12 protein-coding genes are annotated in these 12,268 nt (G+C 47.1%); 6 read left to right on the plus strand and 6 right to left on the minus strand.

The window, feature by feature from the left end; genetic code table 11:
* Nucleotides 1–49: 49 nt before the first annotated feature.
* Entirely contained in the window at nucleotides 50–241 is a 192-nt protein-coding gene (locus QUB63_RS07420) for a hypothetical protein (RefSeq protein WP_332944167.1), read from the minus strand.
* A 37-nt stretch (nucleotides 242–278) separates the two neighbouring features.
* On the opposite strand from QUB63_RS07420, the gene QUB63_RS07425 reads away from it, so the two are divergent.
* Nucleotides 279–1,211 (plus strand): polysaccharide deacetylase family protein, encoded by a 933-nt coding sequence (locus tag QUB63_RS07425; protein ID WP_332944168.1) that lies wholly within the window; start codon nucleotides 279–281, stop codon nucleotides 1,209–1,211.
* 222 nt (nucleotides 1,212–1,433) lie between these two features.
* The gene (locus tag QUB63_RS07430) at nucleotides 1,434–2,255 is read left to right on the plus strand and encodes a biotin--[acetyl-CoA-carboxylase] ligase (RefSeq protein ID WP_332944170.1); all 822 of its coding nucleotides are present in this window, start codon (nucleotides 1,434–1,436) and stop codon (nucleotides 2,253–2,255) included.
* A gap of 239 nt (nucleotides 2,256–2,494) precedes the next feature.
* Here QUB63_RS07430 and QUB63_RS07435 read toward each other — a convergent pair whose 3' ends face one another.
* Together QUB63_RS07435 and pdxA are read right to left on the minus strand one after the other, a co-directional pair.
* Entirely contained in the window at nucleotides 2,495–6,103 is a 3,609-nt protein-coding gene (locus QUB63_RS07435) for an OmpA family protein (protein WP_332944172.1), read from the minus strand.
* 123 nt (nucleotides 6,104–6,226) lie between these two features.
* On the minus strand, nucleotides 6,227–7,324 hold the full coding sequence (pdxA, locus tag QUB63_RS07440) for a 4-hydroxythreonine-4-phosphate dehydrogenase PdxA (protein ID WP_332944174.1): 1,098 nt from the start codon (nucleotides 7,322–7,324) through the stop codon (nucleotides 6,227–6,229).
* A gap of 516 nt (nucleotides 7,325–7,840) precedes the next feature.
* Between pdxA and petM the strand changes: the two genes are divergently transcribed.
* From petM to QUB63_RS07455, 3 genes are all read left to right on the plus strand, one after another.
* Nucleotides 7,841–7,999: a cytochrome b6-f complex subunit PetM gene (petM, locus tag QUB63_RS07445; RefSeq protein WP_442921774.1), complete on the plus strand. Its 159-nt coding sequence runs from the start codon at nucleotides 7,841–7,843 to the stop codon at nucleotides 7,997–7,999.
* 387 nt (nucleotides 8,000–8,386) lie between these two features.
* The gene (locus QUB63_RS07450) at nucleotides 8,387–9,364 is read left to right on the plus strand and encodes an NmrA family NAD(P)-binding protein (protein ID WP_332944175.1); all 978 of its coding nucleotides are present in this window, start codon (nucleotides 8,387–8,389) and stop codon (nucleotides 9,362–9,364) included.
* A 1-nt stretch (nucleotide 9,365) separates the two neighbouring features.
* Nucleotides 9,366–10,283 carry an NAD(+) kinase gene (locus QUB63_RS07455; RefSeq protein ID WP_332944176.1) on the plus strand — a complete coding sequence of 306 codons (918 nt, stop codon included), beginning with the start codon at nucleotides 9,366–9,368 and terminating at the stop codon, nucleotides 10,281–10,283.
* Between the two features lie 514 nt (nucleotides 10,284–10,797).
* Here QUB63_RS07455 and QUB63_RS07460 read toward each other — a convergent pair.
* The 3 genes from QUB63_RS07460 to QUB63_RS07470 form a co-directional block, all read right to left on the minus strand.
* Nucleotides 10,798–11,184, minus strand: a complete 387-nt coding sequence (locus QUB63_RS07460) for a type II toxin-antitoxin system VapC family toxin (RefSeq protein ID WP_332944177.1) — start codon at nucleotides 11,182–11,184, stop codon at nucleotides 10,798–10,800.
* Entirely contained in the window at nucleotides 11,181–11,420 is a 240-nt protein-coding gene (locus tag QUB63_RS07465) for a DUF2281 domain-containing protein (RefSeq protein WP_332944179.1), read from the minus strand. Before QUB63_RS07465 ends, QUB63_RS07460 begins: the two co-directional genes overlap by 4 nt.
* A gap of 284 nt (nucleotides 11,421–11,704) precedes the next feature.
* Nucleotides 11,705–11,947 (minus strand): hypothetical protein, encoded by a 243-nt coding sequence (locus tag QUB63_RS07470; RefSeq protein WP_332944180.1) that lies wholly within the window; start codon nucleotides 11,945–11,947, stop codon nucleotides 11,705–11,707.
* A gap of 138 nt (nucleotides 11,948–12,085) precedes the next feature.
* On the opposite strand from QUB63_RS07470, the gene QUB63_RS07475 reads away from it, so the two are divergent.
* Nucleotides 12,086–12,268, plus strand: coding sequence for a tyrosine-type recombinase/integrase (locus QUB63_RS07475; protein WP_442921775.1), 183 nt, complete (start codon nucleotides 12,086–12,088; stop codon nucleotides 12,266–12,268).

A 12,268-nucleotide genomic window follows, 5' to 3' on the forward strand; every position in this document is an offset into this window, starting at 1 on the left:
CTTCTAACCCGCTAAATATATCGGGTGATTGAAATCGCCCTTAATTTCTTCAACCCGCGGAGGCGGGTTTCGTCTGTATAGGCCCGCTTCCGATCGCCCGCTTCCGATCGCCCGCTTCCGATCGCCCACTGTGAATCGCCCACTGTGAATCGCCCGCTTCCGATCGCCCGGACGATCCCGCTGTCAATCCCCGCTTGGCATATTTATCAAAAATTCGGTTTCTTTTCCCTGAAATTCCCATTATCATTATCCGCAGTGTGGAGTGAAAGGAATTTCAAGTGACCGGAAATCATCTGTTTCAAAGACTGCGCAAAAAATGGCGTTTTGTGGCGATCGCCCTTGCAGCCACTGCGATTAGCTTTATCATCGGTACGCTGGTGCCCGGAAACCAACAGGGAAGCAACAATCCTGCAACCGCTGCGGTGCAGGTGCAGAACCTCAACCAATCCTTAACGGTAAATCCGCTAGCAAAGGAAGTAGGGGACGATCGCACAGCGTTTAATCTCGATCGCACAGTTGAGGAACTTCTCACCGTATTGGAACCCAAAGAACAACGCTTGACTTTTGTGCCGCCGGAGCAGTTTCAGGGAACAACTGTTTTTGAGGGAAAAGTCCAAGATTCTGAGAAAGTTATTGCTTTAACTGTTGATGACGGGCCGTGGCCGGAAACGACAGAACAAATGCTGGATATTTTTAAGCAAAATGATGTTAAAGCAACATTTTTTTGGATAGGTAAATCTCTCGAAAGTTCTCCTGAAATTGCTCGCCGAGTTGTCGCAGAAGGTCACGCGATCGGCAATCATACGTGGCATCACTGGTACGATCCGATGGATGCGGCGACGGCGGCTAATGAAATCGATCGCACCGCAAAACTTATTTACGAAACGACGGGAGTTAAGACTTCTTTTTTCCGCCCGCCGGGGGGAGTTTTGAATAATGGTTTGGCTAAGTATGCTAAGGAGCAGAATTATTCTGTGGTGATGTGGTCGGTAACTTCTGCCGATACAGATCCGCGCGCTCAACCGTCCGCTTTTGTGGAGAATGTGTTGAAAGGTGCGAAGCCGGGGGCGATCGTTTTGATGCACGACGGCGGGGGCGATCGATCTCGTACTATTAAGGCTTTACCGGAGATGATTGCTGGTTTGAAACAGCAGGGATATCGGTTTGTGACGGTTCCTGAGTTGCTGGAAATGCAAGAGCAATCAGCGTAAACTGTTGATCGTTGATAATTGACTGTTGATAGTTGACATGGGACGAATTGGGCGCTGCAAGTTTGTAATAGTTACCAGCAAAATAGAAAAAACTGAAGTCCGATGCTGCAAACTTAATCAACTTGTTTGTAGTAGGGAGTTGAGTCCCGATCGATTCCCAGCAAAATAGAAAAAACAGAAGTCAGATGCTGCGAGCTTAATTCACATTACTTCCATAAAACCTTGTTTGAACAGTCATTAATTCCGCCTGAATCTACAAATCGCACTTCCGAAAACATCCCAGAGTGGCTGCATACTTTAGATACCTGTCCGAGTACCAACAGTTGGGCGATCGCCCGCGCGGCCCAACTGCACCACGGAGATGTAGTATTTACTAAGCAGCAAACCAGCGGGCGCGGCCAATACGATCGCACTTGGCACTCCCCAAGCGGTGTTTTAACGGCCAGTTTTGTCCTCGACAACCTCAATCCCAATCTGTTACCCGGACTCAGTTTAGCAGTCGGTTTGGCCGTGATTTTCGCGATCGAGGATTTGGTGCCCGAATGTCGCGATATGCTGCGCCTGAAATGGCCAAATGATGTCTGGATCGATCGCCAAAAATTAGCCGGAATTCTCTGTGAAGCCACTTCCGGCAATGTTTCTGGCAAAACTCGCGCGGTTGTGGGAATTGGACTCAACCGCTGCGTAGATTTCGCGGCTGCGGGATTGGATGAAAAGGATCTCGGCAATGCGGTAAGCTTGCATTCTCTTGCTGGTAATGTGCCCGATGAATTGTGTTTGCTCGATCGGCTGCGGCACTATTTACTCGAACTAGCCGATATGTTTTCCACCACAGACAAGCCCGCCGAAAAGTGGGGTTTAGCGTTGCTTTTGCCCCAATTGCGCCGCCGCGACGGGCTGATTGGCTCCCCGGTGGCGATCGAACTTTCCTCGGAAACCATCTGCGGAGAAGCAGCCGGGATTGACGGATGCGGCCGGTTGTTAGTATGCTTGGCGGGCGATCGAATACAAGCATTTACCTCCGGCCGAGTTCGATTAATTTAATAATCAGTTGTCAGTGGGTAGTTGTCATATCATTTCCGGCAGGATTCGCACTTGTATGAATCTTGTAGGGGCGGGTTCACTAACAATAATTGCCTGTAATCTACAATCTCATAAACCCGCCCCCCCCGACACAAGTCGGATGCTAGATATCAGTTGTCAGTTGTCAGTTGTCATCACTCAACGCCATTAACAGTCAACAATTCCCAATTCCCTGTTTGCCCAATTCCCCATTCCCAACTTTAATTTACCACCTCAAACACTACCAATCTGCTCATCCACAGCGGTTGATTTGCCTCCACACCTTCAGGACGACCCTTAGTAGAAGCAACTTGTATCCTATTGCCCTTTATCCCTTCTTTAACCAGAGCAGCCTTCACATTTATCGCCCTTTCCAGCGCCAACTTTTGATTTTCCGCAGGACTGCTTTTAAAATCGCTGTAGCCAATTATCCTCAAATTACTCGTGCTATTTTCCTCCATATATTCCTTGACTTTGCTCAGCTTTTGTGCTACCTCTTTAGGCGACAAAATTGCCGAACCAGCACCGAAATAAAAGCGAACTTCTATTGGCGGTGACGGCGGTTGAGTTCCGATTCCCACTGTATTTGTTACAGACTTCACGCCCGGAATTTTCTCAAAAGCTTGAGTTATTTTCTGAGCATCTGTCGCTTTGCTCACACTCCCTGCAACGGCGACTTTTCCCTCTGCATAGCGAGCCGAGATATTAATGCTTTCTAATTTATTCAAAAGAGCCACAGTCCGCTTGACATCGGCTTCGGCCAAAACCGGATCTGGAGGTACTTCAACGGCTATAATTTTATTGTCAATTCTTAATTTGGGAGCGGCTTGCTGAGCGATTTTTTCCGCTCTCGATCGCAACTTTTGATTCGGCACTCGTCCCGAAATCTCCAAAACTTTATCTTTAACATCTGCCGCGAGGCGATAAACTGATAACTCCGGAGCTGATTGTAAAGCTAAATTCGTATCTGCTTCTAAAGTTGCTGCAATTCCGCTGCGGTATTGATGAATTCCCCAAGGTACGCCAATTAAACCTAACGCTGCCAAACCGATTATTGGTAAAATTGGAAGTTTGGGAGATTTAACTTTAGGCTCTGTATCAATTAACTTTTGCAAGTTCAAGTTGACTTCTGCTGGCACCATGGTTGGATCGCCGTTAAATGCCTGGATTTTATCCCCGTATTCTTGAATAATATTTTTGAAGATCGCTCGCATTTTATACTTAAACCATTGCCTGGTTTCTCCTTGCATCACTACTGCTAGATAACACGAACCCGCTACTTCCAATACGATCGTAGATGTACCGTATTCTATAGCATCAATCTCTGCAATATTTCCCGACTGAACTATACAATCGTTCACAAAAGAGCGAATAGCAGTCAGCATTCCCGCTACCATCTCTGATTCTAGCTGTTCGCGTTCAGACTGCTGGACTGCTGAAATTACTAAGCCAGATTGTGCGTGAATTAAAAATACAGCTTTAACAGTCATGGCTGTTGTTTCTTGCATCAACAATTCTGCTTCAGAAATTCCCTGCAATTTGGCTTTTATTTTGCGACTAATTCCCTCTGGGCTTAACGATGATTCTAGTTTTTCGTTAATATCCCGCATCGTCTCGGCCATGTATTTTAAAATTGTGCTGCCGATTATAGGATAGAGCGCATCCGACATCGCTTCTTGCTTGAGAGCGATTTGCTGTTTGATAGCGGCGGCCATTTCCGGTGCAAGGGCGAGGGCAATTTCATCGGGCGATTCACTTATGCTGTGGCTGATTCCCACAGAAAGAGCCGGCGATATAGCTACTCCCATCGAGTGCCTGTTTTCTCGGGTTTTGGTATTAATTACTTCATCAATTATCGGAGCAATGGTTTCGGTAAATGATTTTTTACACTCATTAATTGTTTGGAGCATCAGTCCCGGAAAAAGCACTTTAATTCGGGCCACTAATTCTTCCTGATTTCCTCCCCATTCAGCATCAGTTATTTTGCGATCGAGTTCCCCAACTTTATCGTTGAGTCTGTAATTGTAAGTTACAACTTCATCTAATAATGGTAAAATAGATTGGATTACCGACTTTTCTAGTTGGGCGTGATGGCTAACCATCAGCTCGTCAATCAAAGGTTTCAGTAAATCTGTAAACAAGTCTGTCGATTGATAAATCCGGTGTTCGATCGCCACAATCTTTTGTTCGATATTCGCGAGTCTTTCATCGATCCTTTGATTCTGAATGATGGCATCGACAGCCGGGGCGAGATCAGATTCTATCTCTAGCTTTGCTTCCCGGATGTTTCCAGACACCATCTGTCCGATCGCGGGCATGATTCTTGCCATCAACCCTTCTATCTCGCCTAACACTTGCTGCTGAACTTCGACAATCTTACTTTCATTTTGCAATATTTGTGCTGCAATACCGCTGTTTTGAATGGCAGTATTGACAGCAGGTGCGATCGCCTCTCTCAGCTCTAACTTTGTCTCGTCGATTTTCCGGTTCAGCGACTCAATCATTAACGGCATCAACCTTGCCATGATTTCTTCCGGCTGAGACTTTTGCTGTCGCTGAAGATTATTTACTCTACTTTCTACGTCGCTCAATTTTCCTTGAACTTCTCTTTGTAGAATTGCTGATTCTATCAAAGGTTCGATCGCCGCTGCTACCTCTAATTTGGATTCATCGATTTTCCGGTTCAGCAAATCAGTAATTGCTGGCATTAGCACCGCCATTATCTCTTCCGGCTGCTGAATTGGCGACTGTTGGGCAGCCAGCCGGCGCTCGATGATGCTCAATACTTTTTCTTCTATTTCAACCCAAGCTATTCTTACCTGTACCGAGGGTGCCACAGCTTCGACAACCTCTAACTTTAATTCACTAATTTTGCGGTTCAGCAACTCGCTCACTACCGGCACTAGCTGCTTGATTAAATCTTCCGGTTGCTGCTGGGAACGCTGCTGAATATTCGCAAGTTTATCTTCAATTCTTACTACTTGTTCTTCCAGTCCGTTTTGATTGTGAATTACTTGATTGACTGTTGGTGCGATCGCCGAAGCTACCTCTAACTTAGACTCCTCTACCTTGCGGTTGAGCAGCTCGCCCACCACCGGCATCAACCGTTTAATTAACTCTTCAGGATTTGGCAGTTGCTGGTGGTTGAAGCTAGCAAGTTGATTTTCCAAATCCGCTAATTTTGCCTGCAATTCTAGAGGCTTCATTTGAGCGTTGCTGGCGAGTGCGATCGTCTTGTTTAATTCCGACTTCAACCGCTCTAATTCTTCTCTCACTAACTCAGGAATTAACGGCTTCAGTAAATTCATCAACTCTTTCGGTTCCGACATTAGCTTCTCAAAATTTTCTAACCTTTGTTCCACGCTGAAAACATTACTGTAAAATTCCGGCAAATCCCTTTCAAACAGCAGTTTCTGCAACCGCTTAAACTCCTCCAGAGCTTGTTCTAATTGTTCCTCCGACGGTCGATAATTGTTTGCTACATTCGCGGTTCTAGATAAACCGGGTTCCTCATTATGGTTTTCTCGTCTTTGAGATGGTATCTCTTCACGATCGTTCAACACTTCCGGTACAAGAGCAGGTGATTCGATCAGAAAAGACAATTGGTTGCGCCGATTTTCCTCATCCTCAAGTCGCTCCACCTGCTTGTCTGACAGCGGTAACTTCAGCTCGCTTGGTTCCTTTTTTGATTGCTTCAATAAGTGCAATTCTGTCAGTATGATTAGCAATTCGTGAAGTTGATCTCCTGCTTTAGGAATTGCCTGACTCGCATCAGAAACCTCTTTTTCTGACTGATATATTTTGCCTAAATTATCATTAGATGCTGCCATACTCTGATACCAAAATCTGATTTTAACCGATCGACTAAAATGACCAGCTTGCTTGCCGCGAGGCGCGCGTGCGAACATCAATAGGATTGACACAATTTTGCGCAGTGTCAGACGTACTTAAAGCTATCGCCCTATTTTAACTGCTGCTCTGCGACTAGCCAACTGGGCCGCCAACTGCAATGCTGCTGTCATGCTGGAGGCATCGGCAATCCCTTGACCTACAATATCAAAAGCTGTGCCGTGATCCGGAGATGTGCGGACAAAGGGCAAGCCAACTGTAGTGTTGACTGCTTTGTCGAAAGCCATCAATTTTACTGGAATCAACCCTTGGTCGTGGTACATTGCCAAGTAACCGTCGTGAGCTTCTTTGGCCAAACCGTACCAAACTTTAGCCGGTTTTACCCACAGAGTATCGGGAGGTACTGGCCCGTCTAACTGCACTTGAGGAAAACGATCGCGCTGCGTTTCCAACCAAGGTATCATCCAAGAAAGCTCTTCATTTCCCAGTTTCCCATTTTCCCCGCTGTGAGGATTTAAGCCAGAAATCGCAATTTTCGGTCTTTGGAGCCCAAAATCTTCCCGCAAACACTCTACCAGCAATTCTAGTTTTTCGCTCAGCAATTCTGGAGTCAAAGCATCGGGTACTTGACGCAAGGAAATATGTGTGGTAGCGAGTAAAGTTACCAGCGTCCAGCCGCTGTGGGGAGATGTGGCGGCAAACAGCATTCCGAACCGCTGCGATTTCGCTTTTTCTGCGAGCAGTTCTGTTTGTCCTGGATAATTGTAACCGGCAGCTTGCCAGCAAGTCTTGGAAATCGGGCCGGTGACGATCGCACAAAATTCGCCGGCAAGGGTACGGGCTATCGCCCTTTCCATATACGCAAAGCTAGCAGCCCCGCTCGCTGCACTGCCAACACCGGGGACAATGGAGCCCCATTTGGTGTCGGGTGCGATATCAATAATGTTTAATATTTCAGGATTTGCCGCTTCTGCTGCTCGATGGCTCGATCGCAGCTTATCGTAAGTTTGCTGCAAAATTGCCCGCGATCCGAAAACCGTCACCATCAAAGCAGCAGCGGGATCTGCCAAAGCCTTGAGAATCACTTCCGGGCCAATTCCCGCCGGATCTCCGAGAGTTACAGCTAGTTTTGATTCCCGATCGAGACTCAAGGCAGTTTTCTCCAACAAAATACAGGAATTTCGGCACTGAAATTTTAGCATTTAGCCAGCTAATTTCCCAAAAATCGCATAAAAAGGCCGAAAACCCCGCGAATCCGAGACGGATGACAGCTCGCAGCAGGCTTGACACTGGCTGTTGAGTTCTTTGATGCCGATCTGTTGATATTAGTAGCTCGATACAGTAAAATACCTACCATGACACAGGCAGCAGGGCGGTTGATACGTTAAAGCGCGATCGGCTTGTGGAACGATCGGTCAAAAAGTAGTAATCTCAAGTGAGATACCCAGCCGCTCTCAAAACAGTTAGGCAAGCGCGAAACTTGACCCGGAAACGGGCCCAACTAAAAATTTCGAGAAAAAAGTAGGGCCCGACACGCCCAAACTCTAGGCCAGTATCCTAGTAGGCTTGATTCAGATGAACCCGCACAGATTGTCTAAACTCGACTGTTTGGTTGTTACTTGGGTACGGTCAAATAGTTCAGGAATTGCTCGCAAGAGATAGTTAATTTTAAGCTAGGTCGCTGAATTAAGAATCCCCGTCTCTAACCAGAGCCCAGAGTGTCAAACTATGTTTATTTAATTTGCGATCGTCAAGGAACTCTAAAACAAATGAACCCTGAATTTCTCAGCGCAGCCTTTTTGTCCTTTTCCCTAATTTTCGTCGGTATCGGTGGAGGCTTCCTGCTGCTCAAACTGCAAGGCGGCGGCGAAGAGTAAGTTTTTATCCCGGACGCAGAAACCGGGTTTTTCTACCAAAAAATATCGTGCAGCACCATTGGCAAGATTAGAAAAACCCGGTTTATTCAAATTCCGTCTCAGATTCCTGAGTGATTAAAATACATCGTTGCGAAGACATAAGTATCAAAGCTGAAAGCAAAATTTTTAGCTTCCGATAAATAAGCAGGCATTTCCCGATCGCAGATTTTTTTTTCACTGCTGTCTCCTGGCGGATGCCCGACGCCTTGGGTCTTCCACCGGGCGCATCCTGCCGGTCGCCGATCGCTTAATGAGAGGATTTCAGGTTTTTGTTAAGTTTTTATAAAAAACTTAACAAAAACCTGATACTATCTTATAGAAAGTTTAAGATTCATCATTAATCCCTAGATGACTTTATTGATTGTAGGTGCCACCGGCACCCTCGGCCGCCAAATAGCCCGCCGCGCCCTAGACGAGGGCTACCAGGTGCGCTGTTTAGTCAGAAGTTACAGAAAAGCGGCCTTTTTGAAAGAATGGGGCGCCGAACTCGTACCGGGGAACCTTTGCCAGCCCGACAGCCTGACTGCAGCACTAGAAGGCGTGACTGCTATTATCGATGCAGCAACAGCCAGCGCAGCAGATTCTGTCAGCATCAAAAGAGTAGACTGGGACGGAAAAGTATCGCTGATCCAAGCAGCAGCAGCAGCAGGCGTCAAGCGTTACATATTCTTTTCGTTTCTCGACGCCGAGAAATATCCCCAAGTCCCCTTGTTGGAAATCAAGCGCTGTACCGAGCTGTTTTTAGCAGAATCCGGTCTAGACTACACAATATTGAGACCTTGCGGCTTTTTGCAAGGACTGCTGAGCCTGTACGCAATGCCGATTTTGGACAATCAGGCAGTCTGGCTGCCCAGCAAGCCGTCAGCCCTTGCCTACATGAACACTCAGGACGTTGCTAAATTTGCCATCCGGGCCCTTTCGGTTCCCGAAACCGAGAAAAAAAGCTTTCCGGTGGTGGGAAACCGCGCTTGGGATGCTGAAGAAATCGTGCGTTTGTGCGAGCGGCTGTCAGGGAAGCAAGCGAAAATCACGCGCACCCCAGATGCCTTGTTGCAGGCTACCCGTCAATTTGCTAAGTTCTTTCAGTGGAGTTGGAACGTAGCTGACAGATTGGCTTTTTCAGAAGTTTTGGCGGCCGGAAAACCCTTGAAAGCTCCGATGGATGACGTTTACAGCGTCTTCGGACTAGACCCCAAAGAAACTACTACTTTGGAGTCTTATCTCGAAGAATACTTTAATCTGATTATGAAGAAGCTCAAGGAAATAGAGTACGAGCAGCTTAAGACTAAAAAACGGAGTAAACAAAAAATGCCCTTTACATTTTAAAGTGCCGAAAGCTGGGATTATATACAACGACGTTAAACCAGTCTCTTGTCGCATCGCCGAAGAGTTGAAAGACAAGCTGACTGCCCGCGGCTGGGAGGTCTGCGCGGTTTCCGGTGCCGGGGGAATTTTGGGCTATTCTAGTCCCGATCGCCCCATGTGCCACACTCCGATCGACCAACTCGTCCCCCCCGGTTTTGACAGCGACATGGAGTTTGCAGTGGTTTTGGGCGGCGACGGTACGGTGCTGTCGGCATTTCGCCAAGTCGCCCCCATCGGAGTGCCGCTGCTGACTGTCAATACCGGTCACATGGGCTTTTTGACAGAAACTTACCTAAACTTGCTCCCGCAAGCTTTGGAAAAGGCGATCGCCGGAGAATACGAAATAGAAGAAAGGTCAATGCTGGCCGTGCGGCTGTTTCGGGAAAATGACTGCCTCTGGGAAGCGCTTTGTCTCAATGAAATGGTGCTGCACCGGGAACCGCTGACTTGTATGTGCCATTTTGAAGTGGCGATCGGGAATCACGCTTCTGTGGACATTGCCGCAGATGGGGTAATTATCTCGACTCCGACAGGATCGACGGCTTATGCGCTATCCGCCGGTGGCCCTGTAATTATTCCGGGAGTGCCGGTGCTGCAATTGCTGCCCATTTGCCCGCATTCAATGGCTTCGCGGGCTTTGGTGTTTTCCAACACCGAACCGGTCAAAATTTTACCTGCCAGTCCTAACCGCCTGGTAATGGTGGTAGATGGGAACGGCGGATGTTATGTTTTGCCGGAGGATTGGGTGCAAATTGAGCGATCGCCCTACCCAGCGCGTTTCGTGCGGGTGCAGCGTTTTGAATATTTCCACATTTTGCGGGAAAAACTCGGCTGGGGACTGCCGCACATTGCTAAACCTACTTCTGTGGAATTGCCTTGATATTTGTTGTTGACATTCACATGCCAATAACCCCGGGCGCGCGCGCACGGGGTTATTGGCAGGTTTGTACCGACTCATAAGGCGGAAATGAAAATCTCCCTCAGAATCCTTAATTCTCGATCGAGCTTCCGAATCATCTCCAAAGTCAGGCAGTGTTTACGAGATAACGCTCCCAATCAGTGGCGGTAGCTATCTCAGGACTCAGCACAGCGACTCTCGTCCGTCCGCTGCATTGGGGTTGTTAGATTTCGCCTTCATTGCCTCAATGCTGATGCCCTTTCCTTCTCGGCAACTTGCAAATAACCTGACAGGTCGTTTTTGACTTCATCAATCGGGACTTGCTTAATTCCTCTCTCCTACCGAACTCGGCTAACCACCTCATTGCCTCCGATTTCTCTCGAAATGGAGTTTATTTCTATTCCCTATTCCCTAATTTACACAAACATTTTTTGCAGCAAGCCTTTTTTGAATTGTTCGGTGCGCTGAATCTGTTACCCCACGGCTTCGGTTTGGGTCATGGGGACAGGGGAGATTGATATATTTTCAAGCCTTGGATAAAGCGAAAATCTTTGAGGTTTAGGGTATAAAGGCTAATGTTATGGGTTAGGGCGGTGGCGGCAATCATGGCATCGGGAATTGTCAGTTTATGGCTTAGGGAATATTGCGCCATGAGTTGAATGAATTGCTCTGAAATGGGTCGATCGATGGGAATATTTTGAAGTAAGTCGAGGTGTTTTTGAATGCGGTTGAGTTCGTTTTTGTTGAGCGCGCCATAGTACAGTTCTGCTCTGGTGATAATGCTAATGGTTAAGTTCTGGCTGCCGATTTGTCGTAGTTCTTGAATGATGGCGGTATTGTTTTTATATAATTCGATGAGAATATTGGTGTCACACAAACTCATTGGTTTTCTTTGCCCCATGCGTCTTTGCGAATGTCGTCTAGAGTGATATTTTTTTCTTCCCAGATTCCGGCTACCTCAAAAAAGGATTGTTCTTGATTGGAGTCATCTTTTTTGGGTTCTATTGTTTTAGTTTGGCTGGCTTGAAATTCTAGAAATTCGATAAATTCAATAACTTTATTGCGTTGTTCCGGAGAAAAATGTTGGATTTTTTGGATTGCCATTTCTAGGGTTAACATGGGTTTCTCCTTGGTTGTTTTTGGTACTATTTTAACGATTTACACAAACATCTTTTTTTTGGATATACTAGCTTGTTGCATGGGTGCGCGATCGAAGCGTATCTATTGATTCTACCAATTTTCTGATTTGTCAAGCTCTCGATCGAGCTTCTGAATCATCTCCAAAGTCAGGCAGCGTTTACGAGATAACGCCCGGCATCACCCGCGCCCCTATGCAACGTACATGAGAGACCTGCTGATGGGGCGTCGGGTGCATGCCGTTGTTATGCCGCCCACCACGGGAACTAACAATTGTAGTAACGAATCGGGAAACCATAGAAGCGGTCTGGAAGTAACTTTTCAACGTACTTTTCCCGAATCCCGTCCGGCGCTACTCTGCCGACAAACTCGGAGCGGCCGGGGGCAGGGCCAAAGGAATCTGGGGTAGTCCCGGCATCACACCATTCATCTATCTCGAACACTTCTAGAATTAGCCCGTGGAAGACCCCGAAGGCATAGCGCGCTTTTTCAGCACGCTGTCTATTCACCTTCCACGTTCCTCTCGTGCATTTGTATACGTCGAGGTTGTTCCTTACGTCCGCGTAAGACCCGTTGATGCAAATGGCGACGACCGGATCATCAATGTGCGCGATTAATTCGCTCATGGTTTCTGAACCCTTTGAGAAATTCCTAAGAATGCTAGTCCTCATACTCTGCGTCATAGTTTTGCCACGCACCTATTAGAAGCCGGTGACGATATTCGCACTGTACAAGAGTTGCTGGGACACAAAGATGTGCAAACAACGATGATTTATACTCATGTATTAAATCGAGGTGGACGAGGTGTGAAAAGTCCACTTGATGGGTGA

The sequence above is a fragment of the Microcoleus sp. ARI1-B5 genome (assembly GCF_036705795.1).
In the GTDB taxonomy this organism is placed as follows: Bacteria; Cyanobacteriota; Cyanobacteriia; order Cyanobacteriales; family Microcoleaceae; genus Microcoleus.